General features: G+C 34.1%; 25 protein-coding genes, 1 pseudogene and 2 other annotated features. Of the genes and pseudogenes, 2 read left to right on the top strand and 24 right to left on the bottom strand.

The annotated features are described in order from the left end of the window. Positions 1 to 17 precede the first annotated feature (17 nt). Complete coding sequence (locus tag QUF93_RS11745) at positions 18 to 635, top strand: LysE/ArgO family amino acid transporter (RefSeq protein ID WP_289375293.1); 618 nt, start codon at positions 18 to 20, stop codon at positions 633 to 635. 48 nt (positions 636 to 683) lie between these two features. Here QUF93_RS11745 and bcbE read toward each other — a convergent pair whose 3' ends face one another. From bcbE to QUF93_RS11645, 19 genes are all read right to left on the bottom strand, one after another. Next, complete coding sequence (gene bcbE / locus QUF93_RS11740) at positions 684 to 1,943, bottom strand: bacillibactin exporter BcbE (protein ID WP_289358888.1); 1,260 nt, start codon at positions 1,941 to 1,943, stop codon at positions 684 to 686. A gap of 214 nt (positions 1,944 to 2,157) precedes the next feature. Continuing rightward, entirely contained in the window at positions 2,158 to 2,364 is a 207-nt protein-coding gene (locus QUF93_RS11735) for an alpha/beta-type small acid-soluble spore protein (RefSeq protein WP_000113539.1), read from the bottom strand. Between the two features lie 122 nt (positions 2,365 to 2,486). Further along, the gene (locus tag QUF93_RS11730) at positions 2,487 to 3,329 is read right to left on the bottom strand and encodes a sugar phosphate isomerase/epimerase family protein (protein WP_289358886.1); all 843 of its coding nucleotides are present in this window, start codon (positions 3,327 to 3,329) and stop codon (positions 2,487 to 2,489) included. 14 nt (positions 3,330 to 3,343) lie between these two features. Beyond that, on the bottom strand, positions 3,344 to 4,348 hold the full coding sequence (locus tag QUF93_RS11725) for a DUF6005 family protein (protein WP_289358885.1): 1,005 nt from the start codon (positions 4,346 to 4,348) through the stop codon (positions 3,344 to 3,346). Positions 4,349 to 4,370: 22 nt separating this feature from the next. Further along, entirely contained in the window at positions 4,371 to 4,646 is a 276-nt protein-coding gene (asbD, locus tag QUF93_RS11720) for a petrobactin biosynthesis protein AsbD (RefSeq protein WP_002118457.1), read from the bottom strand. Then, positions 4,643 to 5,881 (bottom strand): AMP-binding protein, encoded by a 1,239-nt coding sequence (locus tag QUF93_RS11715; RefSeq protein WP_289358884.1) that lies wholly within the window; start codon positions 5,879 to 5,881, stop codon positions 4,643 to 4,645. Before QUF93_RS11715 ends, asbD begins: the two co-directional genes overlap by 4 nt. Beyond that, complete coding sequence (locus QUF93_RS11710; RefSeq protein ID WP_289375291.1) at positions 5,868 to 7,706, bottom strand: IucA/IucC family protein; 1,839 nt, start codon at positions 7,704 to 7,706, stop codon at positions 5,868 to 5,870. Before QUF93_RS11710 ends, QUF93_RS11715 begins: the two co-directional genes overlap by 14 nt. 67 nt (positions 7,707 to 7,773) lie before the next feature. After that, on the bottom strand, positions 7,774 to 9,582 hold the full coding sequence (locus tag QUF93_RS11705; protein ID WP_289358882.1) for an IucA/IucC family protein: 1,809 nt from the start codon (positions 9,580 to 9,582) through the stop codon (positions 7,774 to 7,776). A gap of 251 nt (positions 9,583 to 9,833) precedes the next feature. After that, the gene (locus QUF93_RS11700) at positions 9,834 to 10,370 is read right to left on the bottom strand and encodes a GNAT family N-acetyltransferase (protein WP_289358881.1); all 537 of its coding nucleotides are present in this window, start codon (positions 10,368 to 10,370) and stop codon (positions 9,834 to 9,836) included. A gap of 75 nt (positions 10,371 to 10,445) precedes the next feature. After that, positions 10,446 to 11,126 (bottom strand): MgtC/SapB family protein, encoded by a 681-nt coding sequence (locus QUF93_RS11695; RefSeq protein WP_289358880.1) that lies wholly within the window; start codon positions 11,124 to 11,126, stop codon positions 10,446 to 10,448. A 171-nt stretch (positions 11,127 to 11,297) separates the two neighbouring features. Next, a complete protein-coding gene (locus QUF93_RS11690; RefSeq protein WP_289358879.1) occupies positions 11,298 to 11,954 on the bottom strand; it encodes a YkyA family protein in 657 nt (218 codons plus the stop codon). A 15-nt stretch (positions 11,955 to 11,969) separates the two neighbouring features. Continuing rightward, complete coding sequence (locus QUF93_RS11685) at positions 11,970 to 12,791, bottom strand: peptidoglycan-N-acetylglucosamine deacetylase (protein ID WP_289358878.1); 822 nt, start codon at positions 12,789 to 12,791, stop codon at positions 11,970 to 11,972. Between the two features lie 407 nt (positions 12,792 to 13,198). After that, complete coding sequence (locus QUF93_RS11675; RefSeq protein ID WP_289358877.1) at positions 13,199 to 14,200, bottom strand: LCP family protein; 1,002 nt, start codon at positions 14,198 to 14,200, stop codon at positions 13,199 to 13,201. Positions 14,201 to 14,557: 357 nt separating this feature from the next. After that, positions 14,558 to 16,861: a glycoside hydrolase gene (locus QUF93_RS11670; RefSeq protein ID WP_289358876.1), complete on the bottom strand. Its 2,304-nt coding sequence runs from the start codon at positions 16,859 to 16,861 to the stop codon at positions 14,558 to 14,560. A 215-nt stretch (positions 16,862 to 17,076) separates the two neighbouring features. Further along, positions 17,077 to 17,289, bottom strand: a complete 213-nt coding sequence (locus QUF93_RS11665; RefSeq protein ID WP_289358875.1) for a DUF6366 family protein — start codon at positions 17,287 to 17,289, stop codon at positions 17,077 to 17,079. A gap of 123 nt (positions 17,290 to 17,412) precedes the next feature. Continuing rightward, positions 17,413 to 18,306 carry a homoserine kinase gene (gene thrB / locus QUF93_RS11660; RefSeq protein WP_289358874.1) on the bottom strand — a complete coding sequence of 298 codons (894 nt, stop codon included), beginning with the start codon at positions 18,304 to 18,306 and terminating at the stop codon, positions 17,413 to 17,415. Further along, positions 18,303 to 19,361, bottom strand: coding sequence for a threonine synthase (gene thrC, locus QUF93_RS11655; protein ID WP_289358873.1), 1,059 nt, complete (start codon positions 19,359 to 19,361; stop codon positions 18,303 to 18,305). Before thrC ends, thrB begins: the two co-directional genes overlap by 4 nt. After that, positions 19,354 to 20,649, bottom strand: coding sequence for a homoserine dehydrogenase (locus QUF93_RS11650; protein WP_289358872.1), 1,296 nt, complete (start codon positions 20,647 to 20,649; stop codon positions 19,354 to 19,356). The genes thrC and QUF93_RS11650 overlap by 8 nt, the downstream gene beginning before the upstream one ends. A gap of 154 nt (positions 20,650 to 20,803) precedes the next feature. Next, positions 20,804 to 21,035 (bottom strand) — a binding site (T-box leader). Positions 21,036 to 21,150: 115 nt separating this feature from the next. Then, positions 21,151 to 21,382 (bottom strand) — a binding site (T-box leader). Between the two features lie 234 nt (positions 21,383 to 21,616). Beyond that, on the bottom strand, positions 21,617 to 22,255 hold the full coding sequence (locus QUF93_RS11645) for a pyridoxamine 5'-phosphate oxidase family protein (protein ID WP_289358871.1): 639 nt from the start codon (positions 22,253 to 22,255) through the stop codon (positions 21,617 to 21,619). An 81-nt stretch (positions 22,256 to 22,336) separates the two neighbouring features. Here QUF93_RS11645 and QUF93_RS11640 point away from each other — a divergent pair, with 81 nt between their 5' ends. Further along, a complete protein-coding gene (locus QUF93_RS11640; protein ID WP_289358870.1) occupies positions 22,337 to 22,945 on the top strand; it encodes an NUDIX hydrolase in 609 nt (202 codons plus the stop codon). 205 nt (positions 22,946 to 23,150) lie between these two features. Here the strand turns inward: QUF93_RS11640 and QUF93_RS11635 are convergent, their stop codons facing one another. The 5 genes and pseudogenes from QUF93_RS11635 to QUF93_RS11615 all read right to left on the bottom strand — a co-directional run bounded on the left by QUF93_RS11635 (position 23,151) and on the right by QUF93_RS11615 (position 26,477). Beyond that, entirely contained in the window at positions 23,151 to 23,489 is a 339-nt protein-coding gene (locus QUF93_RS11635; protein WP_289360974.1) for an SdpI family protein, read from the bottom strand. 72 nt (positions 23,490 to 23,561) lie between these two features. Continuing rightward, on the bottom strand, positions 23,562 to 24,392 hold the full coding sequence (locus tag QUF93_RS11630) for a peptidoglycan-N-acetylglucosamine deacetylase (RefSeq protein WP_289358869.1): 831 nt from the start codon (positions 24,390 to 24,392) through the stop codon (positions 23,562 to 23,564). A 117-nt stretch (positions 24,393 to 24,509) separates the two neighbouring features. Next, positions 24,510 to 25,382 (bottom strand): aminoglycoside 6-adenylyltransferase, encoded by an 873-nt coding sequence (locus tag QUF93_RS11625; RefSeq protein WP_289358868.1) that lies wholly within the window; start codon positions 25,380 to 25,382, stop codon positions 24,510 to 24,512. A gap of 133 nt (positions 25,383 to 25,515) precedes the next feature. Then, positions 25,516 to 25,637, bottom strand: a pseudogene (locus tag QUF93_RS11620) (O-methyltransferase); the annotation flags it as partial. 120 nt (positions 25,638 to 25,757) lie between these two features. Then, positions 25,758 to 26,477 (bottom strand): 3-ketoacyl-ACP reductase, encoded by a 720-nt coding sequence (locus tag QUF93_RS11615; protein ID WP_002012353.1) that lies wholly within the window; start codon positions 26,475 to 26,477, stop codon positions 25,758 to 25,760. Positions 26,478 to 26,483 lie beyond the last annotated feature (6 nt).

Here is a 26,483-nt window from a genome sequence, read left to right as displayed (position 1 = left end):
AAGTAGGAGGTAATATAATGAGTGAAGCAATTATTCACGGTATCATCCTTGCATTTGGTCTTATCATTCCATTAGGTTTCCAAAATGTTTTCGTCTTTAACCAAGGCGCTAGTCAACCAAATATTTGGCGAGCTGCTCCTGTAGTCTTGACTGCATCTATATGTGATACATTATTAATATTAATTGCTGTACAAGGTGTCTCCCTTGTCCTCCTAACTTTCTCTTGGTTAACAACCACCTTGTATATGATTGGATTTTTCTTTCTTATGTATATGGGCTGGGTTATTTGGAGAAGCGATCCTTCAAATGATGTAAAACAAGACAAAAGCATGCCTTTAAAAAATCAAATTATTTTCGCCGCATCGGTTTCATTACTAAATCCACACGCAATTTTAGACACAATTGGTGTAATCGGAACAAACTCTATACAGTACATAGGAAGTGAGAAATGGGCTTTCACTTTTGCAACAATTATAGTTTCTTGGATTTGGTTTATTAGTTTAGCTTTTTCTGGAAAATTTCTAAAAGGATTAGACTCAACAGGAAAAACGATTACAGTATTAAATAAATTTTCAGGGCTAATCATATGGGGAGTCGCACTTTATATGTTAAAACAAGTTATTTTTCCTAACTAATGAAAGAGAATTGCATGTTATGTAATTAGCATGCAATTCTCTTTCAGATTATGAAGTTGGTTCCAGTTCCGGTTTCTGTTTTAACATCATTTTATCTTTTGCTGGTTTAATCCAAATAATTGCTATGACGGCACCAATAGCAGCGAAGATGCTTGTTAAATAAAATACTTCATGGTCCGCCCCTTTCATAAAAAAAGAATACAGGGGTGGTCCAGCTGCTACACCGATAAATCGCATTGAACTATAAAATGACGTAACTGTCCCCCTCTGCTCTTTTTCAATCCCTTGTGTAATAAGAGCATCTAAACACGGTAACGCAATACCAATTCCTATCCCCATAATAACGAGACAAAGAAGTAGCAAATAGATTCCTTTTAGAAATAAAGGTAAGAAGGTAGATGCAGCAGCCAGTAAAAATCCAATATAAATACACTTTTTCATAATATCTTGTTTATCTCCAATTTTTTTACCAGCCATATATGAGCTAAGTGATAGCACAAGCAAAGGAATAGCGAGTACACACCCTTTCCATATACCATGAATGTCGTACTTCGACTCCAGTATAGTTGACAGATAAAAAAGTATTCCGAATAAAATAAGCATAATAATTGCACCTAGTATAAAAATGGCAATTAACCATCTTCCCTTTTCTCGAAACGTAGAGATAATAGATTGAATAAATTCTTTAAGTGGTGGGGCTTCTTCTTCTTGTTTCTTCGCCTTTACTAGTACCAGTAATAAAATAATTGATATTACACATAAAACTGGAATCGCCCAAAATGGTAAGAACCATACAATAGCCGCAAGAGCTGATCCTAATATGGGACTCAATACTTTTCCAAATGTATTTGACGTCTCAATGATTCCTAAGCCTGCACTAACCTGTTTTTCATCTTTATATAAATCACCTACACATGGTATGACAACTGGCATAGCACCAGCAGCACCTATCCCTTGAATTGCTCTTCCGATAAGAATCCAAACGTAAGGGTTATCAACTTTCCATGATACCCAGCCCGTTATCGCTCCTCCAATAGCTGCAATTAATAAACTTGGAACCATTACCATTTTTCGTCCCCATCTATCTGATAAATAACCAGCAATCGGTATGAGTATAATTGCAATGATAGAATAAATTGTAATAATCATGGATACTTGGAAAGATGAAATATGTAATTTCTTTTCAATGGTTGGTAGGATTGGAATAAGCATTGAATTACCTAACGTCATAACAAGTGGAACTGATGCAAGTGCAATTAAACAACAGTTTTCTTTTTTTAACATGTTGATTTCGGAACCTTTCATCATATATTTCTTACCATATAATAGCCCTGCTGGAAATTATGTTTACATTCCACCAGGGCTATTTCATCTTTACTACTTTCCATTTACAACAAAAGAAATTGGGTAAAATATAGCATTACTCCTATTCTTTGAATCCTGTTCACAATATATCCATACCAATTAATTGAAAATAAAAAAGAAAGGAAGAATCCTTCCTTTCTCCTATAACCTTCTACATTTAGCGAGTATATCCGCCACCAAGCTGTTGTTCTGCCATCGCTACAAGGCGTTTTGTAATTTCACCGCCTACAGAACCGTTTGCACGTGAAGAAGTATCAGCTCCAAGTTGTACACCAAACTCTTGTGCAATTTCATATTTCATTTGATCTAGAGCTGCTTGTGCTCCATGTGATGCTAATTGATTAGCGTTACGATTTCTAGCCATTACCGATCACCTCCTTATATATATTAAATTGTATCAAATCCGAAATTAAATACATGGTAATTTTTGGTTATTTATTTCATAAAAAAAGAGTCTCTTAAACGAGACTCTTACATCATTTCATCTTATGAGGTTACTACTTCTAATTTTCTATTTGTTAATGCTCTCATTTCTTCTTTCAATATATCTTTCGCATTATGCCCAAACCATTCAAGCGAAGCAAAATAATCAGTATTTCTCACTTCCCGGATGATTTCATCATAATTTACTATACCTTCAAATAATGGAACCATTCCTATACGACTTCCAGCAGCGGCATATACATTATTTGGTTCAAACACATGTAAATACTCCGCTGATGATATATTCTTAAAATGGTAATGTTGTATCCACGGCTTTAGTCGCTGAAAACTATCTAACGGGTCTGCACCAGACTCCCATATATGAAGGAAATCAAGGTTTATTTTCAAATATGGATGATTTACTTCTTCTAACAATTTCAAAGTAGACGGCAAAGTATCCGTTAACGTGTTTGGATGTGTTTCTAATAGTACATACATATTGTGCTGAGCAAATAGATCACAAATCATGTGAATTCGCTTCACATACTCTTTTCTCTCTTGTTCCGAGAAATCCTCACTACCTTTTTGCCCAGCAAACGTACGAATTTTATTTGTATTAAACCAATTAGCTAGTGTTACCAGCTGCTCACATTTTTCCATCGTTTTTTGAAAATCTGCTAATAATGATATGTCCAAGTAATCACTTATCATCGTGACCTCTAAATTTTTATCCTTTAAATAATCTATTTCTCGTTCTGTCGTTTCACGCTCTTGCATATATAAATTTTGTGCATGAGTCCCCCACAACTCAATTCCTTCAAAACCGTTTTCGTATGCAAATTGAACAATATCAGTAAATGAAATTAGTTGATGGCGAAATGAAATTGTACATAGTGAATATTTCATAGGTTTGAACTCCCTTACCTTAAATTCAATGAACTTGTATTAGTTAAGACAGACTGATTTGTTTTCATATCTTTCCATGACAGAAACTGTTTCTCTAATTCATCCTTAATCTGCAGTTCAATTGTATTCATTTCATCAAGCTTCTCAACAATTGGTATTAACATATCTTTATCGTTTGTCATTACCATTTTGATTGCGCGATACTGTACATTTGTAAATCCTTGTACAATGTCTTCCACTCGATCACACCAATACTCAAATTCTTGCTCCGCATATTGTAACGTTTCACGGAAGTATGCAAAGGCATGTTCATAGCTATATTTACGTATTGCCAATACGGGTATTTGCTTTACTGCCGTTACGAGCCCAGAAAGTGAATACCCATCCTCTTCATTTACCATTTTTATAATTAAATTTTTTAATTCCATAGTTAATTCATTATCATTCTTTTTGAATGTTTCCATGAAATAACTTTCTATCATCTCTTGTGTCGGCTCCTGAATTCCCTCTATATCAATGAAATAGCCTCCACCAAATGGGTTGTCTTTAACAGAGTGAAGCACTTTATCTTTTTCCATATTCCCTTCCCAGCGAAAATCAGGATCAAGCATGAACCATTCATTTTCTTTCTCTGTTTTTGATATCATTAAATAATGTGGAAACGGTTTTTGATGAAACTTATTTTCTCTCTCTGGTAATAAAGACATATCGACCATTACAATTATGTAACGATTTTCAGGCTTATTTTCCACTAATTCTAAAAATGTTTCTACATTGATACTCTTATCTTTTGAATAATCATACCATTCGTTCACTTTTATCCCATACAATTTTTCATACCAAAGCAAGTAATTGTCATGGTTAATGTTTTCGGAATGATAAGAAATAATCCCGCCTTCTGTTATATCAAAATCTCCATCCCATAATCCGAAATAAAATGGACGGAAATCTATATCACTACGCCTTTTTATAATTTCACAAAAACAACTCACTAAACAGTGAACTTTAATTGAAGTCATACTCTCACCCACTTTCTCAAAGTTAATTATTCATATTTTCTGCTTGTAACGGCTTTAACTCTTCCATAAAGTCAAGCAAAGATCCTACTGTAAGAAATGCCTTTGGATCTACCTCATCTTCTGGAACACATAACTTTAATTCCATTTCAATGTATACAATAAGCTGCAACATCATTACTGAATCAATATATAAATCTTGATTTAAACGCATCGTTTCTTCTAAATGCGTTACATTTTTCAGTTCCATTTTTTCTCTCATAATGCTTAAAACTGCTTCTTTTAACATTTCACGCCTCATGTTGTTATCTCTCCCATCTCTAATAACTTCCGACTTACTTTCCCTGTTTTATTTTTCGGAATCTCTGCTACATTTTCAATTTCATGCGGTACTTTATAAGACGGTAAATGCTGTATGCACCATTCTCTTATTTGTACTGGTTCAATACGAGAGACTACTTTCGCTTTTACTATTTCCCCCATCACAGGATGCTTGCCACGGTATACAATCGCCTCCTGAATACCTTCTAATCGAAGCATCGTTTCTTCCACTTCTATAGGAAAGACCTTTAGACCGGACACATTAATAACATCATCTATTCGCCCCATAAAATGAAGGCCACGCTCAGATTCATACCCTAAATCTTTCGTAAAAATTTCCTTCTCGGCAATTTTTACTACGATTTCTTCAGGCTCGTTTTCATCTGATCCTATGTTTATACTTACATGTGGAAGTGGTTTTCCTAAATCTAAATGACTCTCCATATCATGACATATACTAATGCAACCAGCTTCAGAACAGCCGTACTGCTGCATCATGTATTTCGTCATGCCCTTTAACTTATAAAATAACGTTTCCGGCAAAGGTGATCCAGATGTCATAATTTTATGAAACTGAAAAGTCCCTTGTGGAAAACTCCCCATAATATGTAACATAAGTGGTACTGCATATATGATATGTTTTTCGGTATTACGAATTATATTTAATGCGAATTTAGGGTTTTTATTTGTGATGATTATAGGCTTGCTACCTCTCGTAATTGCTGATAACGTGCCACAAATTAATCCGTATGAATGTGAAACTGGAGCCATTACAATTGGCACTTCGTCTTCTTCACATTTTAAAGCTTCATTGTAAGCAGCAATTTCTGTTTCAATTTCCGTCCATGCTCTACGAATAAGTTTTGGCTCTCCTGTTGTGCCTGAACTATATTGCAATAAAGACGGTTCTTCTTGTAATAGATTTGGAACTTCTAATTTTGTAAAGTCGTTACTTTCTCCGTATAAAAGTGCAGTACACTTTGCGCGATTTGCCATTTCAATAGCTGTATCCTTTGGCGTATCTTCATGAATAAGTAGTACAGATGCTCTTTTTTCTTTTAGGAAAAACACAAGCGTAATAATATCGAATGGATCTTTCAGACAAAGTGCAAATCTATTTCCTTCTGCTTCTTGAAATTGTTCCACTCCCTCGTAACCTTGTAATCTCAATTCAAAATCATATTTGCTAAATTCTTGTTTATTAACGATTAGCATGATTTCCCCCTGTAACAACTGATTTTTGTATTGTAAGTTGCTTTGCTCTATACAATGGATTTGGAACTTCATGAACAAGCGATTCCACATCCATATATAAACGACGCTTCGTTAATTGCTCTGCATGAAATGTAGGTGCATATAATTGTAATGCTTCAAAACGTTCTTTCAAATGCGAAAATCTTTCAAAATGATTTTCTATTTCTTCAACAAGAATGATCCAAAATTGTTCCTCTTTCAACTGATACTCATCTGCCAGCACGAAAGCCAGTTCACCTAAATTGAACAGGAAAAGCGCATCTAAAACCATTTCTTGTAAACATTCAATACGGTCCATTTCAAAGAAATCATTCATTTTACCATTCGCATATGTTTTATGCATTTTAGTAAAGTCAGGACATTTTCCGATTTCTTTCAAAAATGGACGATAAAACTCAAGTCCTTCATGAAAGTCCTTTAATGCAACCCGGACAGGTAGCCCTTCTTTATGGACTAAAATCATATTTTGACCGTGTGATTCTAATGCGATCCCGTGCTCTACAACAAGATGTAAAACCGGTATTATCGCTTTTTGAATAAGTAATTGCATCCAATTTTCTATTCCATATTTGTTTAACCATGCATCAATAATTGGTGTACTATCTTTCTTTTTTGCATATAAGCCGTTAAAGGGAACGGCATCCTCTTGTTCATCTAAATATTCGTGAACGCTTTCACGCCAAATACATCCTAATGAACCATATGTAGCTTTCTTATTCGTACCATACGTTACACTTGAAAACTCCTTTAATAAAATCAAGCGCGATTCATCCCTTAAATAAGGATCCTGACTTACGACATCACTTAACCAATTTGATATAGCTGGTGCACTCACAACCGAATGTGGTTTCAACGTACGGATAGTTGAAGTATTGAGTAAATTCATCGATAACTTAACGTACGGCTTCTTTGGATTCGTAATATTTCTTAACGTTCTCATTGACTGTTGCGCGCAGTAATCATCCGATGATTCCCCTAAATAAATTACATTCTTCCCCTGTATATGATCAGCATAATTCGGAATAATAAAGTTCTCCCACTGCCAAGGATGGACTGGGATAAACAAATACTGTTTTGGATTACATCCCATATTTTGAATGCGATTTATATATTCTTCTATTTTCTGCTCACCAATTTCTTCTGTTAAAGTATTGCTATAAATCATTTCATTTTCATAACCTGCAGTCGCATATTTCTTATGTACTGCAATCCATATGAGTTTTATTGGCTTCATGAATTCATATCCATATTGAAAATTGTCACGATATTGAAATCCAATGCGTGCTTTATAGCTAGGATGATATGGGTGGCCGTCTATTAAATGGCTTTCAAGCTCATCGTAAGATTTTTGAGTATATTCTTCCTTATTATTTCTTTCATATTGTGCAATCGTGTCTTTAAATATTGTTTGTTCTAATTCGTGAATAAAAGAATCTAATCTAGTTCGTTCTACGTTCACAACCCGAAAAACTTCTTCTAAAAATTGCGACACAGATTGTATTTCTTGTTGTTCATCTTGGACTCTTATTATTAATGAGTCTAAAGAAATACGTCCAAATGTCATTCTTTCTCTTCCATGGCATTGATACGAAACACTTTTGTTTTCTTCATCAAGTCCTTGTATAATAAAAAAAATTTGTTCGTCCTTCTCTACACGAACTGGCGTTATAATCCCCTCATAAATTAACGATTCTACTAATTGACGTAACACTCTTCTTCGCACTGAAATGTAATCTTCTGATTCAAGTGCCTTCAATATTTTCGTTTGATACATATCCACTTTCATAAACTCCTCCACTTTATGACTAAATACCAAATTCCATTATTTGTATTACGTGAAATTTTAACGCTATTTATGAACGAACAGCCACTTCTCTAACGAGTGGATTATGTACTTGCACATAAATTGCTTGCTCTAACGGATTCGTTAATTCATCGACATCGAAAAATCTCGTTAGTAAATTCGCTTTACATGCCAACTTATCCTCTTCCAACAACTCTCTTAAAAATGTAGAAGGTTCACGGTTATATGGAAGGAATGATTCAAGTACAGACCTTAATTCAGAGAGAAGAATTTCCTCCTTAATTAATCCTGCTGTACCAAAACCGTTAATAAGTCCAAACATATGATTAAAAATTAAATAGTAACGAAACCTTTCATCTACAATATAATCGTCATATAAATTTCCAGTACGTTCTCCAATACCAGATAACTCATTATTAAGCATCTCTTTCATTGAATTACAGAAATAAAAACCTTGATTATCACGGAAGTAAAACTTAACTGGATAACCATCTTTCAATTGAACAACACTATTTTGTTGATGCGCTTCTAATGCAACGCCATAACGTAAATACATCCATACCATTGGCTTTAAAGAGATATTCATATATCGTCTAAACCACTCTAAACTTACTTCTTCACAGCTTCTACCTTCTAAATCCGCTAAGCGATGGATAATATTTGCTAAACGAGTTCTTTCACCCGGGATTGCATCTTGTACTAATCCAGCGATAAGCGTTGCATCATTTTCATTTTCACTATAGAATGTGTTTTCTCGAATAATTACTTCAAATCCAGACTCTTGTGCCCCGTATTTTAAAGTAATAAAGGCCGGATCACATATAAAATCAAATCCTGGAAACTTTTCTAACACCTCTCCAATTTTAGTATTCAATATTTTCTTACCTTCAAGGCCGCTCTCAAGTTCCTTCAATTTATTAATACGCATTGAATTCGTCACCTTTACAGGGAATGAAAATTTGAGCATATACTTTGAATGAGGATGATATAACGTCCTAAGTGATGATGTGGCCATATAACACTTACCTACTGGACCGATATATTCCAGTACACCTTGATTCATCCAATTTTGCACATAAGATTGATGTAATAGCCATTCTGCTTGCAGCGGATGGATTGGAATCAATGAATATTCATCTTCTTGACAATACTTTTCAATAAATGGCTTACTAACCTTATCGTCATTCTTTAATTCTTCTTTTATCATCACTGTTGTAGAATCTTGTAACAGTGAATTCTCACTTACTAGACTTTTATGTGCGCGAAAATAATGAAGCTGGCATTCTCCTTTTAATTCAGGAGAATACATTGAGCTTTTCCAATCCAATATACCTTGTCTACTCTTTGGGGTAGGATGAGTTAAATGTCCAAATAATAAAGATTGCTCCGCCTCTATAAAAGTTGTATGGAAACCATATAATTCAGCTGTATCCTGTTCCCTTCCTCGTATAAATCCCTCAATATTTTGACAACTACGAATAACTCGAAGCATAAGTTCAGCAGGATTCGTACCCTCTCCATAGTTCATAGACATTTCTTTTATTAAAAACGTAATAACCGTAACATAATCTGCTTTTATGACATTCTTACTTTCTCCAATTTGATAATAAAATTGTTCTCCAAACAAATGACGGTCTGTTGGTGATTTATATATAACTTCTCCATACAAAGTAACGTTTTGTGCCGATAACCGACAGCATAAATAAGTCGGGATAGTATCTCTTTGAAATGAATGACAGAAAATATCCTCTATCCTTTTATCCTCCGTAATCCATTCTCCACTTCCTGTTTCTCTTAAATAACAATTTAAAAAGCTTTGTATTGTTGCATGTTCCGCGATTTGTTTCGCATGCTGCATACTGCTCCTCCTCTTTTAGACGAACACTATTAAAATTTTCATAAAACTATCGATAATTGAATTTCATTATCAATCATAATTTTAATTGATAATGATAATCATTTCAATATATATTTCAGAATTTTTTTATCTAGCTAAATTTTTTACCTTTTCGAAACATTTAATCCATCAACAAAAAAATACACCAATATAATAATTGATGTATTTTTTCATTCTTGTAAATTAAGTTTACATAATAATATTATCGAATTCTAAATTGATAGTGATTTGTATAAACAATCCATATCTCGCCAAGCATATGCTATTTCTTCTACATTTAGTCTTTCTAAAAGTTTCATGTAAATTTTTTCCGGATTATATTTTTCATAAAACTTTTTAGAAGGATTATTAGCAACCACCCAAACTAACAGAGATTGCATATTATCTTTTTTACAATCAGATAGTAAAGCTTGAAATAATCTTTGTCCTATCTTCATTCCTTGATACTCTTGTAAAATGTATATTGCATATAATTCCCCATCACAATTATATGTCCCTGTTCTTTCAGCTCCACCATCGATAAATCCGATGATTTCCCCATTTAACGTCTCTGCTACAAACCTATATTGCTTCTTATCATCTTTTTGGAAGATGCTTTTCCACAGGTTTTCTCGTTGTTCATACGTTATATTGTCTAAAACCCCGTTAGAAAATATCCCTTTATACGTTGTTTTCCAGCTTTCCACATGCACTTTTGCTATACTTGCAATATCATTTTTCGTTGCCCTTCGAACATGTATCTCCATCACTTGTATCCCCCTTTGTAATTAATTATAGAAAAATGTTTCTTTTCATTAAAAAAAGAGTGAATTTTCTCACTCTTTTTATCTACTTTCAACTTCTACAGATACAACATGATCGATCTCTTTTAAAGAACTATATAATTCAGTTGTATATAAATCTTCTGGAGCTAAAATTACCATTTCTAATTGCTGAGATGCTCCATTATCAATATCTTTAATTTTCACTCGTTTCACTTGCATATTTAAATTTTTAATTTGCTTAAAAATCCCATCTAACTCTCGATGCTCGTTTACGGTAATCTTTATTGATAAGTCTTTTTGTCTCAATGAATACGGTCCTGCAATTTTCACAATTTGAGGAAGTACATTGATTGCTAAAATGATTAAAATCATTGCAACCGTCGCTTGTATATAAAACCCTGCTCCAATCGCAATACCTAAAGCTGAAGCAGCCCATACCATTGAAGCTGTCGTTAATCCAGAAATAACGTCATTACTTCTTCGTAAAATTACACCTGCCCCAAGAAAACCGATACCACTAACAATTTGGGCAGCTAATCGCATTGGATCCATATTCGTATGACCCGGTACAGAATATACATTTACAGATTCAATTGAAACTATTGTAATTAAACAACTTGCTACAGAAATAACCATACTTGTTTTCACACCAAGTGGTTTATTCTTTAGCTGCCTATCTATCCCGATGAATAATCCTAAAAAGAGTGCTAAACCTAATTTGAATAAAAACTCATATGACATATTTCATTCTCCTTACTTTACAATGTTTTCCTTTGAATAATACACTATAACTCTTTTATGATATCAATTCCAGTCTTTTCTATTCATTTAACGACAAAAGCCGAAAAAACATTTTTTACAATGTTTCCCCGGCTTTCTCTATAGCTTTTTTATTACGATTAAGGTCATTCTTTATTTTTGTTCTTTAATCTTAATCTGTGCATCTTTGTAAAATGCTAATTTACTGTCATTATACTCTTTTGTGTATTTGTTAAATTGTTCTTTCGCCTTTTGAGCTTCCACATTTAACTCATTAACAGTTTTAACTTTTTCACCAATTTCTTTTAACTTCGTTTCTTTTACTTTTAATTTTTCATACAGCTCTTTTTCAGTCGCCAAGGCTTTCGTGTAATCCTCATTCATCTTTTGGAATGCATCATAACGGTTTTTATACGACTCTTCTACTGCTTTAGCTTGTTTTTGCAATTTCTTATCTTCAAGCTTCTCTATATTGCTTTGAACTGATGTCGTCTCCTTCTGAGCTTTCTCTAACAGCTCTTTCTCGTTTTTCAATACTTTCTCACGCTCATTTACATTTGCAGTAGCTTCCTCTATCTTTTTCGTAACTGCTTCATTATGTTCTTTACCTTCTTGCAAAATTTGAGAATATAATTCTTGCCCTTGCTTTTCTAATTGCTCTAACTTTTTCGTATCATCAGCTAACGATTTTTCTTGTGTCGCTGCTGTTTCAAAAGCCGTATATAAATTTTCTTCTGGTTTTTCACCGAAACAACCTGATAATAATCCTACTGATAATGCTCCAACTACTGCTACTTTTCCATACTTCAACTTCAATTCCTCCAATTACATACGGTTATCGTGCCAGAAATTCACTGGGAAGTGATTCTCTTCATGGTATGCCTCAAATTCATAACCTTTTTCTTTTAGACCCTTCAAAATTGCTGGCACAGCAGCAACTGATTGCGGGTGAATGTCATGCATTAAAATGACTTCTTGCGGTTTTGTTGCACCAGCTAATACATTTTGAGCGATTTGCGCTGCCGCTGCATCAACTGGTACTTTATTGTATTTCCAGTCTAAAGAGTCAATTGTCCAGTCCCACACTTTTAAACCATCCTCAACTACTTTATTTCGGAGACCTTCATTTAAACCAGGCATCGATCCGTATGGAGGACGTGTTAATTTAGGGGCTTTCCCAATAATATTTGCGATTAAGCCTTGATCTTCTTTCATTTCATTAACATACTCGCCATTTTTATATAACTTCGCAAAATTGTGTGTCATACTATGCATTCCAACATAATGTCCTTCTGCATTTTCACGCTTTACTAAATCAGGAAACTGTTTCACATTCGCACCAATTAAAAAGAATGTCGCCTTCGCATCATGCTGTTTTAACATATTTAATAATTCAGCCGTATATTTTCCTGGCCCATCATCAAATGTAAGGTAAGCAACTTTTCTTTCCTGTCCATTAAAACGACTTGGTGCCGTTTTATTCATTTCAACTTTTGATTGTTCACTTGCAAGCTGCACTACATTTTCTTGTTTCGCAACAGCTTTTGCTGGTGAAGTAATAGATTGAAACATGAAATACCCAATAGCTACTACTGCAATCGCTATTAAAACAACTACAACTCGTTTAATTTTAAAAGCCTTTTCCATTCTATCGAATCCCTCTCCCTATTAATCTCATATATAAATCACCCAATATAATTATACATCTATTTATTTTATTACACTATATAAACAAATTATATATGAATTATAGTGGGAGTTTTATCAAAATCGTTGTACTCTTTACTCTTTTCATGCCAATTCTTAATTGTACTATGTACAACTTTCAAGAAGATTTGTTTTAAATTTGCAATGAGATGAATCTATTCTCTCTACTTTAGGAGTCAATTACCAATTCTTCTCCTCTAGTATATCGTACAATTACACCTTTTGTTTATATAAATTTAAATGATTTAAATATAGATTTGAAAAATTTAGTAGCTTTTCTACTAAAAAACAAATAAAGCAATCTATTTCCATAAAAAAAGATTGGCTGAGGCCAACCTTTTTTATACTTATTCATTTCGAGTTGATTTTGGTGTAACACCTAAATGCTCATTTAACTTATTCGAAATATCTTTCACATTTTTTTCGTTTGGAATGTAATAATAAATACCACCAATACGTTTATCCGTACCTTCTATTTGCAGTTTTTCCATTTGCAGATCAGATCCAGCCATATTTTTCGTAATAGCAAGCATATCATCAAATGTTAAGTTTGTTTTCATGTTGTTATCCACTGCATCAAGTAAAGAGCCCATTTTGCTAATTGATTGAACAGACATAGCTTTTTTCGCAATTGCTTCAATTACAAGTTGTTGTCTTTGACCACGCATTGCGTCACTGTCAATTTTACGCGTTCTCGCAAGTGCAAGGGCTTGTTCACCATTTAAATGTTGGTAACCTTTTTCTAAATGAATCATACCTGCTTGGTCTTTACTATCTTGTTCTGTGAAAGTAACCGGTACATCAATATCAATACCACCAATTGAATCTACAATTTGTACAAATGACTCAAAGTTAAACTTCACATAATAATCAACTGGAACATTTAAAAATCTTTCCACTGTATCTCTTGTACTTTCAACACCACCAAATACGTGTGCGTGTGTAATTTTATCTAATTTCTTTCTAGATGGAATATAAACACGTGAATCACGAGGAATACTTACTAATTTAACGGATTTATCATCTTTATTAATTGTCGCTAATAAAAGTGCATCTGTTCGAACCGCTTCGCCATATTGGCTTTTTCTCATGTCGCTTCCGTCGACACCCATGAGTAAAATCGAAATATTATCCTTTAAAGGTTCCACTTCTTTGTCCCTTTTTGATGACTTATCAATTTTTGCATATGCATCACTTACAACAGCTTTTGCTTTGTTATATATAAACGATCCATATCCTACTCCTCCAAAAATAAGTAGGAAAAATGGAATTAAAATGAACCATTTTATTGATTTTCTTTTAGAACGTTTTTTACTACTTCTCGTATTTTGTTCTAATTCAGAGCTCATGTTCATTCTCCTCTCTTTCTCTTTTCCTAGTATAATGTATGTCTAGTAATCTTCATATTGAATTTCCTTTCAATCACCTTACATTTTTGTAAGGTTACTTCATAAATTCAATATGTATTCCATTTCACATTATACTCTTGTGCTTATTTTTAGCAAGTCACTATTTATCAACTTCAAAAATTCAAAACTTCAAAATATTCGAATTTACAGATTTATCATTCTGTTATTTGAGGGTAGTAAGATTTTCACCTCGCAATTTAGCAGGAATAAAGAGTCAAGTTTTGCCGTGAAATCTTGATTGGTGATGGCTAATAATCAGTGAGGGATAAATCCCCCACTGATTAAAGTTTCACTTTATTATTTCTCATTTGGTGTGTATATGATTTGCTTCCCATGATTATAAATTAAAGCTGACTTTGCTTTTATTTTCGTTTTTTCTATTTCCACATCATCATTAGAGAAATTCACAATGATTTTAATATCTTTTCCATATGAAGCAGATTGTACTAGCTTATCTTCTGACAGATATGCAAAGGCCGTCATTTCTTCTTTTACTGCCTTTTCATGAACATCATTCCAAACTTTCAGATGCTCTGTAATTTCTTTTTTATGCTTATTCCACTCTACCTCATCTAAATGGTATAAAGGTGGAACATTATACAATAATTCATATAACATACGATTTCCAACCTCGTCCTTTACCTTCAAACTTCCCCATTCCCAGTGGTGCGTTGTAATAACCGAATCATTGTATACTAGTTTATATAATGGCACCGAATATACTGGATTTAAATATACTTGCTTATATTCTTCTTTCAACGGTACTTGTTTTGCATATTTTTCTGGAACATTTTGATTTGGTGACCAATACCCACCGACATAATACGGACTTGTTTTATTTTTCCTCATATCTTCATCGTCCCATTTAATTACAGGCGTTTCAATTCCGTGTGCAAATGCAATTGTACTACTTGCAAAATCATTTCCACCTTCAGAACCTACTACCATCCCTTTTTCTTGCGCAATATAATCCATTCGTTTTAATCGTGCTTTTAAATCTTGTTCTTGTGTCGTTAAATGTTTTGTTGAATAATCATCATAAATTTCACCCGTCGCATCACAGTCAATAAACCATGAATTATATTTAGGGCCATTTTGTAATATATCGTTCATTCGTTCTTTTACACTAGGAAGTGATAATGTCGGATTTAACTTTCGGCCTCTCCCTAAAAACCCTTGCACTTTCTCTCCATTTTTCTTCGCTACAGTTGCTTCTTCGTATAACGATGGATCATTAAAGGAAGCTGTGTTCCAATTTTTATCACCTTTTTCGTGGATGGAATGATAAGAATCATACGGACCAACTAAATATCCCATTTTCTTAGCTTCTGTTACGAAATTAGGCTGTATAAATCCTTGTTCCCAGTTCGGCAGACCAATCCACGCTTTGTCTATACCTGCTTCTTTCATTTCCTTTATAATATCTGTTCCATCTGCGTTACCCCATTTACTTACTTCTTCAACCGCATCACCAAGTATCGACTTTAATAAATGCTTATTTAAGTTATATAACTCCATCTTCGATAAGTTATCTACACCTTTTTTTAATAACTCACTAGCCTCCTGATCAACTTTCGGGAAAATATCCTCTTTATATAATTCCTTCATTGATAATGCTTCGTTTACATAACGTAAAATAACATTTTTTTGATACTTATCAATGAAATCTTGTTTACTTACTTGTTCAAATACATTCAGTTCTCCAGGCTCTGAACTATTCTTTTGAATAAGCTCTTTTATATGGCTAAACATTGGGCTATTTATTTGCTCCCTTAGCTTTGGCCAATTTACGTTACTTTCTGATAAACCATTTTGATTCCAAAAATAAAAATGACCTGCACCGTAAAGTTTTTCAATTTCTTTGTTTTTTCTAGCCTTTTCTTGTAATGTTTTAAATTCACCTTTTTCAATAATATTGTCCTTGTATAGTTTTGCGATACTTACTGCATCATTATTTGTCACATATAACTGAAATCCATATGTTTTATTTTTATTTATACTCGGGAATTCATGTATAAAATCAAACCCTATTTTCGGGTCCGAATGAAATTTCAATTCATTATTAAATATATTGTTCGCAATATATACAATCGAATATTTCGACCCATTTAATGCGAAAAACTTCATGGAAAATGATTCAGCAAATGAATATGCATCATCCTTCAAAAACTTCTTCCAATTCTCATCATTACTTGGAATTTTCTTACCTTCCCATAACGGAAGTGTATAATTTTCAGCTTGTACTTTCGGCCATGTAAAACTTTCTGCACCAGTCGATTCCACTTCAATATTTAAGTGATCTTTTTTCTTTTCTAAGTTTACTTTTACTTTTTGATCTGGATATTCCCACGATGTACGATCCTTGACTTTTTTCAAATTCGACACCTTCATTTTCGGTAACGGTTGTGATGCCTGTTCTTTTATACCATCATGTTCTACAGTTAACGTGAAAGTCTCTGGATTTACATCGTAAGTAAAATCTTTATACGCGGCTTTCTTTATTTTAGACTCTTGTAAAGCATTATTACCTTTTACATCACACCCGACTAAAGTCGAAAATGACATAGTAGTAAGAAGACATATTGCTATCATTTTTTTCATCTTCTGCACCTCCACCACTGAATATACAGGTGCTTTGTTACAGGAATGTGGCAAAAAATAATAGAGCTAGCATATCGCTAGCTCTATTTGGATTATTAAAAATAAGTTCACATGAACACCTATAGCCTGCTTAAAAGATATGTAATACAGTGACCGTGCTTTTTCTTTCTCACTAATTACGAGACCAAACAAATCAAAGTTTTAATAAGCATTCCTTAACTGAAAAAATAAGTGTATATAATGTATCCTAAAAGTAGCACTAAGATGATTATCCCTGTACTTCTCCAATTCATACCACCTGCCATATCAACTGGACTACCTGATTCTGCTCTATTGAGTCCATCATTCAAAGAACCGGTAGGATTATTTTTCAATTCACTTTGTCTCATACGTTCTCTTTTTTCTTCTGGTGACTCTTTTGAACTCATATAATCACCTCCAAAATTAATATTCATTTTATATTCTCTTTCTAAAATATTATTACTCCTAAAAAAATTCCAGTTAAAATAGATTCCCCATAACTTAAAGAAAGCTAGCAATGCTAGCTTTCTTTATAATTCAATACGTTCTTCCTTATTTACAGTAATCCCTTTATGATCAATTTCAAGCTCACATACTTTCATAGCTGCAAATACTCTCGCTAATTGGTCAGCAATTTCTTGACGCTTCTCATACGGAGTTAAAATAAAAATGGATGGTCCCGCACCACTAAGGGCTGTGCCATATGCTCCGAATTCTTTTGCACATTTACGAATTGATGGTAATAACGGTACAAGTTCTAAACGATATGGCTCATGGAAATGATCTCTTTCCATCATTTCACCTACAACTTCCCACTTCTTTTGACATAACGCAGCTACTAATACGTTACTTATCGCACTAGCCTTAACCGCTTCATGAAACGGAAACATCTCTGGTAATACAGATCGACTTTCATCCGTATTTAGCTCTTCATTCGGAATAAGAGAAATTACGCCTAATTCCTTACTTTCAATCCTTACGACCGAAACATTCTTTCCATCAAGTGCTCCGATTACAGTTCCACCTAAAATAGAAGCAGCAACATTATCTGGATGTCCTTCAAAATTTGTAGCAATTTGAACTTTTTGATCAGTTGTTAAATGTAAATTTCCAAGTTGATTCGCAAGCTCTATTCCTGCTACAATTGCCGACGCGCTACTTCCTAGCCCTCTTGTCAGCGGAATATTACTAGTAACTTCTATTATATAGGGGGATAAAGAAGGACATACTTTACATGCCGTGCTAACAATTAAATTTTTATCGTCTTTTGGAATTGAATCTTCAAATGAATGGATGACTTGCCATTTATCAGCTGTCCCCTTTACAATGACCTCTAAATATAATGATAATGCTATTCCTACTGAATCAAATCCAGGTCCAACATTCGCTGTACTAGCAGGAACACGAACGCTTAATGGTATCACGACATAATCACCCCTTTTATATGCTCTTTAATTTGTTCTATATTATTTGAAACATTTGCAATGTCTAATTTATTAGAAGAAATAGCGATATCAGGATCTTTCAAACCGTTTCCAGTTAAAACTGCAACAACAGTTTCTCCCTTTTTGATTTTTCCAGATTGAACATGTTTAATTACACCCGCTAATGAAGCATTTGATCCTGGCTCTGCAAAAACTCCTTCTGTTTTTGCTAACAATCTATACGCATGTAATATTTCTTCATCTGACACCATATCTATTTCACCATTAGACTGTTCGGCAGCCTCTACTGCATACGACCAACTTGCCGGATTACCGATGCGAATCGCTGTTGCGATTGTTTCAGGTGCCTCAATGACATGTCCTTTTACAATTGCTGCTGCTCCTTCCGCTTCAAAACCGTGAATTCTTGGCTTCTTATAGCCTTTTTCTTTCTCATATTCACAGAAACCTTTCCAGTATGCTGTAATATTACCCGCATTCCCAACAGGGATAGCTAAAACATCTGGTGCATTTTTCAACTGGTCACAAATTTCAAATGCTGCTGTTTTTTGCCCTTCAATTCGGTAAGGATTTACCGAATTAACTAATGTAATTGGCTCCTCTGCAGCAATATTTCTTACAGCCTTAAGTGCATCATCGAAGTTCCCTTCTATTGAAATAATTTCCGCTCCATAAGCGACCGCTTGTGCTAATTTCCCATGCGCAATCTTTCCTTCCGGGATTACGATAATACATTTCATTCCGAGGCGGGCCGCATATGCTGCAGCTGATGCTGACGTATTACCTGTTGATGCACAAATGATTGCCTCCGAACCTTCTTCTTTCGCCTTAGCAACTGCCATTACCATACCACGATCTTTAAACGAGCCTGTCGGATTCGCTCCTTCATACTTCCCGTATAACTGAATCCCTAATTGTTTTGATATATTTAATAATGGAATAAGGGGTGTATTCCCTTCCATTAAGCTTACGTCAGGTGTGTTTTCATTCACTGGTAAATAAGAAGCATATTGTTTTAATAATCCTTTATACATATTGTTTTTCCTCCTCAATAATATAGTAACTGTTTATTTCACTTGCGACAGCTTCTATCGCTCCTAAAACTCGTTCAAATTGATACTTTGAAGTTTGATGTGTCACAACAACGACTTCTGCAAGTTCCCTATTTAAAGGTAATTGGATAACCTCTTTTAAACTTACAGAATAATTAACGAAACATTCTGTTACTTTTTGCAACATCCCTGGCTCATCTCGTAATGAAATACGTAAGAAATATTTCGAAACAACTTCTTCATCTCCTTGTAATTCGTAAGGCACTGGTTCTTTTAACGCACTTTTATTTTTCGGAACTTGATTCATATTTTTAACGATTGAAATAATATCACTTACTACAGCAGAGCCAGTCGGTAACTTCCCAGCTCCAGGTCCGTAAAACATCACTTCTCCTACTGCTTGGCCGTGAACATACACCGCATTGAACTCATTATTTACATTCGATAACGGATGATGACTTGGTAATAAAGTCGGTTCCACACTTAAATGAATGGCTGATCCGTGTTTCTCCGCCTTACCAATTAATTTCATAGTAAATCCTAACTTTTCAGCCATTTGTAAATCTTCTTTTTCGATCTTTCGAATCCCTCTTACTTGCACATCATCTAAAGAAACATTCATCGAAAACCCTAAGTTCGCAAGGATTGCTACTTTTCTCGCCGCATCTAGTCCATCTACATCTGCTGTCGGATCTGATTCTGCGAATCCTAATTTTTGTGCTTCCTGTAAAGCCTCTTCATACGACCATCCCTTTTGACTCATCTTTGTTAACATGTAATTTGTTGTTCCATTTACAATTCCCATTATTTTTTCAATTTGATCTGAAGCTAATCCGTCTGTTAATCCTCTTAACACCGGAATACCACCCGCTACACTTGCTTCATAACATAGATCACAATCATTTTCGTTTGCCAGTTGGAGAAGCTCTGCACCGTATACAGCCATTAAATCTTTATTTGCTGTTACGACATGCTTCTTATTTCGTAAAGCCTTAACAATATGCTGTTTTGCTTCTTCAATTCCGCCCATTACCTCTACTACAATATCAATATTTGAATCATTTAGAACTTCATCGACATTACTTGTTACTACGATTCCATCAATGCAAACATCACGTTCTTTTTCTAAATCACGTACAACGACTGTCTTTACCTTTACTTCATATCCTGTATCAAGAGCGATTTTTTTATAATGTTCTTTCAAAATATGGACAACACCACTTCCGACCGTACCTAAACCGATTACCCCAACATTAATTACATTATTCATCTTCTAATCTCCTCCTAAAATTTTATTTTTCGCTTTTATCAATCACCTTGCTCTGCCATTTTCCCATGCAGGTGGTGGTTATTTCCGTACGTACTAATCGTTTCATGTTACAGCACCTCCTTTCAAAGTAATAAAAAAACACACTCATCCCTAGGAAAGGGACGAATGTGTTTTCGTGGTTCCACCCTTGTTCCAACCTAGACTTATTTTCTTCTAGATTGCTCAAGTTCAGATAACGGCTGATACCGTCAATAATTACTAGATTACTCGTTCACTATTGAAGTTCAAAGGTGGTAAAACCATTTCTCGTGTTAGGAAGCTCACACCCTTGGCTTCCCTCTCTGTAAACCGTAAAAATGATTTCATGTCCTTATCGTTACTTTTTCGCTCATGTTCATTTGTTAACTCATTATACTCGTATAAAAAACAAAATCAATACTATTTTTTAATTATTTTAAATTTTCAATCTTAAAACCTATAAAAAAACACACTCATCCCTAGGAAAGGGACGAATGTGTTTTCGTGGTTCCACCCTTGTTCCAACCTAGACTTATTCCCTTCTAGATTGCTCAAGTTCAGATAACGGCTGATACCGTCAATAATTACTAGATTACTCGTTCACTATTGAAGTTCAAAGGTGGTAAAATCACTTTTCGTGTTAGGAAGCTCACAGCCTTGGCTTCCTTCTCTGTAAACCGTAAAAATGATTTCATGTCCTTATCGTTACTTTTTCGTTCATGTCTATTTGTTAATTTATTATAGTTATGAAAATTTCAAAAAGCAAGCCTATTTTCACTAACTATTTTCAAGATAATTTTTCATTATATTTCACAATAACATTTTACAATAGCCACTCCATTTACCTATTTTGTAATTTTTCAACTTATAAATCTATGGTTCATATATAAATATCCCATTCTAAAACGAGTAGATCTCAACCCTCTAAAACTATATTAATAAAGAATTTTCAATATAATCTTTTCGTATAACTTTCTTCTAAAGAACGTGCAACTTCTTCTTCTGAAGCATTCACTTTCGCATGTTCCATTAACATTTTTGCTGCTGAAGGTAACTCTTTTTTATTTAACCAAGATTCTGTATCCCACATCTTAGAACGAATAAAAGCTTTTGCGCAATGAATATAGCATTCTTCTATTTCAACAACGATTCCAAGTAACGGATTACGTCCATTCGCCTGCATATCTTTCAAAATTTCTTCATCGTTTGTAATATATGCTTTACCGTTTATTCGGAGTGTTTCCCCAAGACCAGGAATAAAAAAGATTAATCCTACGTGCGGATTCGAAATAATATTTAAAATAGAGTCTATACGACGATTACCCGGTCTTTCTGGAATAATAATTTTATTATTATTTAATATATATACAAATCCAGGTGCATCCCCTCTCGGCGAGGCATCACACTCTCCTAATTTATTTGCAGTAGATAACACTAAAAAAGGAGATTTAGACAGAAAATCTACACAATGATGATCAAGTGATGAAATAACTTTTTTCAAAGCCCGCTCACTTGGTTGCCCCAATATTTGTCGTAATTCTTCCTCTGTTGAAATAATCGATTTTATTTCCTTACTTTCTATCCCCACTTATACCCACTCCTTTTTCTTTATTTTCCCAAAATTCAATACGAATATTGTATAATAAAATTTGCAGAAAGGGGAATTAAAATGACAGAGTGGTTAACGATATTTGATACTGAAGGAAATACACTCGGAAAAAAATTACGTGATGAAGTGCATCGTGACGGTGATTGGCACGAAACATTTCATTGTTGGTTTGTAGAAAAAGATGCTGAAGATATGTTTTTATATTTCCAATTACGCTCTAAAAATAAAAAAGAAGCTCCGGGTATATGGGATATTACTTCAGCTGGACATATTATGCATGATGAAGATGTACAAATTGGTGGCCTACGTGAGATCGAAGAAGAATTGGGGCTTTCCTTTCAAACTACTGATTTAGCATACAAAGGTATCTTTAAAATAGATTATGAACTTTCAAATCTTACTGATCGTGAGTTTTGTCATATGTATTTTCACAATGTACTAAAACCACTTTCATTTGCACCAGGTGAAGAAGTAGACGATGTGATGAAAGTACATGCAACATCTTTTCTACAACTATTAAAAAGAGATATTTCATCTTTAACGGTTATTTCTGTTTTAAACAGTAATCCGATAACGATAACATTTGAAGATATTTATCCGTATGACCTTGAATACTATGAATTTGTTGTAGAACAAGGAAAAGAATTGCTAAAAAATAATAGTTTGTAATTAAAGTGAAACTTTAATCAGTGGAGGTTGTTCATCCCCCCACTGATTATTAGCCTTCACCAATCGGGCGTTTACGGGCAGTTAATCTCCCACCTAACTTCTTTGCTCCAGCCGAATTTTAAGGTGGGTGTCTTACTGCCCGCAAATAGCGGGATAAAATATGACTCCTAGCTTATATTACGCGGGAGTCATGTTTTGTTTTTTATTATTGTTCAAGTCTCTTCAATCTTTTCTCTACTCGTATAAATAAGCGAATGATTAACAATAGCATAACAATCATAATCGCTATCATTGTATGTGGATATCTAAACAGTATACTAATAACACTTCCAATTAACATCATAATGAATCCGTTCTGTTTCATCACTTCTGCACTATACCTGTTACCCGCATCCCATAATTCTTTATTTTTCATAGATCGTTTCGTACGGTAACCATATGCTGCGTTAATATCCGTTGGTGGATTTTTTTGAAGAATAAGTGCAGCAAGTATAAATATAACACCAATCAATATGCTCATTCCTATGTTTACTAGTACATCTATCAATTATATCCACCTCCTAATTTACACTTTCATTATACTATACAACTTTAAACACCCCAATTATTAACATTTTTATTTTCTCTCTTTAGATGTCTGGAACATACTTGGAAGTGTTACAAAACGTGCTCCTTTCGTTTTTAACTGCGGAATGATTTTGTCTAGTGCATCTACAGACCCTTGCAAATGCCCTCCTGGAGTTGAATGCTGCAGTATGACACTACCAGGAAATGAATTCCCTAACACATTATTTGTAATCGTATCAGCACTTACACCTTTCCAATCAACTGTATCAACACTCCACTGTACAATCATAAAATTTTGCTCAGTCGCCCAATTCAATTGATTTTCAAGTATTTCACCATACGGCGGACGTATAAATTTAGGAGCATAGCCAGCTAAACGCTTTAATATTTCTTCTGTTTTTATTATTTGATTCCGGTACTCGGTCTCATTTACTTTCGCTAAATTCGGATGACTATACGTATGATTACCAATTACATGCCCTTCATTCGCAATACGCTGTACTACATTCGGAAACTTTTCTGCATTTTCACCAAGCAAGAAAAAAGTTGCTTTCACATTATGGTGTTTTAATTTATCTAAAATTTTTGGCGTAAATACTAAATCTGGTCCATCATCAAATGTCAGAGCTACTTCCGCTTTATTGTATGGTCCTGAAAATGCATACGCATATTTTTCGACCCATGAAAATGGTGTCCATGACCCTCGATCCTCTTCTTTCATTTGGGCTTCATAATTTTGAGGAACATGTAAAGCGTATGGCAATGAGCTTATATAGTCTCCATAATAAAATGAGTTATATGGCATATAAGCATACGAAACATTTCGCTCTAATCCCCATTGAAATGGAACGAACATATCTGGTGAATAAAAATAATACATGATAAAAACCTCCCTAAAATTTCATATGTGATTCAGCTGCACTTTGTTAGAGAAATTCTTATTCATGAACAAAAATAAGACTGTCCGTAATTAGGACAGTCTTACTGCTTTATATACTTAATAAATCACTTTACTATCTTTCGGTAATTTTCTTACATGCTTTAAATAGCTCGTCACTTTGTCATCATCATCTTGCGGATATTGATATCCATATGTGTTAGCAATTTCGTTCGCAACTTCCCTAAATAAATCACCCATTACAAAGAATGACTCCCATATATTTTCATATTCTGCATTTGAAAAGGTCCTTTTAAATTGCTCCCACCTATTTTTTTCAACATATTGCTCAAAATGCTTTCCAAACTTCCCGGTATTAACTGTAAAATTTGTTTTCATACCAATATGCCATTCTAGCATTACGATTAACATATCTCGCATTGGGCCTTCAAGCATTCCTTTCACGTAAGAAAGCTCTTCTCTCCATAGCCCCTTTGCCACATTTGTACTGCACCACCAAAATTCATTACAGCAATCCGAAAATTCTTTTTCTATAGGCTTTTTTATTAAGTAATCTTTATCGCTTGCTGGTGGGAATTTTCCCATACAATTATCTTTATCAAGAAGTAGTTTACTTAAACTATCTTGTCCAACGAACTTAGTTATTAAATCAACTGGAACTAACGTTAAATCAATCCGATTCCCATCCGTGAACTGCATTAAATACGGAAATTTCCCGTCTTCTTCTGCTGGAAGTAATGACATTTCTTCCGGCATTTGAACAATCATTATTTCTCCAAATCTATGAATCCAATTATGATTAGATGTAAAAGGTTGTACTTCTTTTACAACATAAATAATATCATAGTCTTGAAAACAATCTTTTTTCACATTCGGATTCACACGTGATCCATTCATGATGACAGCTCGAATTCTTTCATCCTCTTTTGCTGTATTTATAATTAAGTCTAGCATTTCTTTTTCAGTTCTCATCTACTTATATCCTCCAATTTTTTAATATAAAATATAGTGTTATGTATGTCGGAGGCCCACGAGTTAACTGTATTGTACACGATACACGTTATAATTTTTCAAACATCTTTTTCATTCTATTTATCTCCTTACATCATTCTTTTACGACTGCCGTTACAAATCCATCGTATCCTTTACTTCCGACAGTTTGAAGCGCTGTAGCACTTACGCACGTGAATCAATAGCTATTAATTCATAGAAACGGCCTATCCCTTTTTAATGCTTTTCTACCATGTACATTTAATTATACCGAAAGTTATGTTTCAAACAAAAAATAAAAAAGGGACATCCACTCCATTACAGAATAGATGTCCCTCTTTTTTATAAATTTAGCCCTTACGGATTAGTAGACCAAAGTCCTGCTGATTTAATAAATGTACGTTTATTTAATTTCAGCTGCGCTACGATAAATTCTGCAATATCTTCTGCTTGCATTACTTTATCAGGGTTTCCATCAGTTAACCCTAAATCTACAGCCATATCAGTTGCTACTGTACTTGGAGTTAACGCTGTTACACGAATGTTATGTTTACGAACTTCCATTGCTAACGATTCTGTTAATCCAAGAACACCAAATTTAGAAGCACTATATGCACTTGTTACTGGTGCACCTTTTTGTCCTGCTGTAGATGAAATGTTAATGATATCACCAGATTGTTGTTCAATCATACTTGGTAAAGCGGCGCGAGTTGCGTAGTATACACCCATTAAGTTTACTTGAATGATTTTTTCCCAATCAGCAACCTCTAGTTCTAAAAACTTACCGAACTTAGAAATACCAGCGTTATTAATTAAAATATCGATAGATCCTAAGCCGTTTTTTAATGTTTCAATTGCAGTAGTTACCTCTTCATATGAAGATACATCAGCAGTCGCAATAACAGCTTTTACACCTTCTGCTTCCACTTCTTTCGCAACTGCTTTTAAATTTTCTTCTGAACGAGCTAATAGACCTACATTTACGCCTTCTTTCGCTAATGCGATCGCTACAGCACGACCAATCCCTCTACCTGCTCCTGTAATTAAAGCATTTTTACCTTGTAATAATTCTGCCAAGTATAA

The sequence above is a fragment of the Bacillus hominis genome (genome assembly GCF_030348325.1).
Lineage (GTDB): Bacteria > Bacillota > Bacilli > Bacillales > Bacillaceae_G > Bacillus_A > Bacillus_A hominis.
This window is presented reverse-complemented; position numbering and strand designations above follow the sequence as displayed.

Coding starts and splice junctions, on each gene's coding strand:
- QUF93_RS11745 (WP_289375293.1), top strand. CDS start 18: ATGAGTGAAGCAATTATTCACGGTATCATCCTTGCATTTGGTCTTATC.
- bcbE (WP_289358888.1), bottom strand. CDS start 1,943: ATGATGAAAGGTTCCGAAATCAACATGTTAAAAAAAGAAAACTGTTGT.
- QUF93_RS11735 (WP_000113539.1), bottom strand. CDS start 2,364: ATGGCTAGAAATCGTAACGCTAATCAATTAGCATCACATGGAGCACAA.
- QUF93_RS11730 (WP_289358886.1), bottom strand. CDS start 3,329: ATGAAATATTCACTATGTACAATTTCATTTCGCCATCAACTAATTTCA.
- QUF93_RS11725 (WP_289358885.1), bottom strand. CDS start 4,348: ATGACTTCAATTAAAGTTCACTGTTTAGTGAGTTGTTTTTGTGAAATT.
- asbD (WP_002118457.1), bottom strand. CDS start 4,646: ATGAGGCGTGAAATGTTAAAAGAAGCAGTTTTAAGCATTATGAGAGAA.
- QUF93_RS11715 (WP_289358884.1), bottom strand. CDS start 5,881: ATGCTAATCGTTAATAAACAAGAATTTAGCAAATATGATTTTGAATTG.
- QUF93_RS11710 (WP_289375291.1), bottom strand. CDS start 7,706: ATGAAAGTGGATATGTATCAAACGAAAATATTGAAGGCACTTGAATCA.
- QUF93_RS11705 (WP_289358882.1), bottom strand. CDS start 9,582: ATGCAGCATGCGAAACAAATCGCGGAACATGCAACAATACAAAGCTTT.
- QUF93_RS11695 (WP_289358880.1), bottom strand. CDS start 11,126: ATGTCATATGAGTTTTTATTCAAATTAGGTTTAGCACTCTTTTTAGGA.
- QUF93_RS11685 (WP_289358878.1), bottom strand. CDS start 12,791: ATGGAAAAGGCTTTTAAAATTAAACGAGTTGTAGTTGTTTTAATAGCG.
- QUF93_RS11675 (WP_289358877.1), bottom strand. CDS start 14,200: ATGAGCTCTGAATTAGAACAAAATACGAGAAGTAGTAAAAAACGTTCT.
- QUF93_RS11670 (WP_289358876.1), bottom strand. CDS start 16,861: ATGAAAAAAATGATAGCAATATGTCTTCTTACTACTATGTCATTTTCG.
- QUF93_RS11665 (WP_289358875.1), bottom strand. CDS start 17,289: ATGAGTTCAAAAGAGTCACCAGAAGAAAAAAGAGAACGTATGAGACAA.
- thrC (WP_289358873.1), bottom strand. CDS start 19,361: ATGTATAAAGGATTATTAAAACAATATGCTTCTTATTTACCAGTGAAT.
- QUF93_RS11650 (WP_289358872.1), bottom strand. CDS start 20,649: ATGAATAATGTAATTAATGTTGGGGTAATCGGTTTAGGTACGGTCGGA.
- QUF93_RS11640 (WP_289358870.1), top strand. CDS start 22,337: ATGACAGAGTGGTTAACGATATTTGATACTGAAGGAAATACACTCGGA.
- QUF93_RS11630 (WP_289358869.1), bottom strand. CDS start 24,392: ATGTATTATTTTTATTCACCAGATATGTTCGTTCCATTTCAATGGGGA.
- QUF93_RS11625 (WP_289358868.1), bottom strand. CDS start 25,382: ATGAGAACTGAAAAAGAAATGCTAGACTTAATTATAAATACAGCAAAA.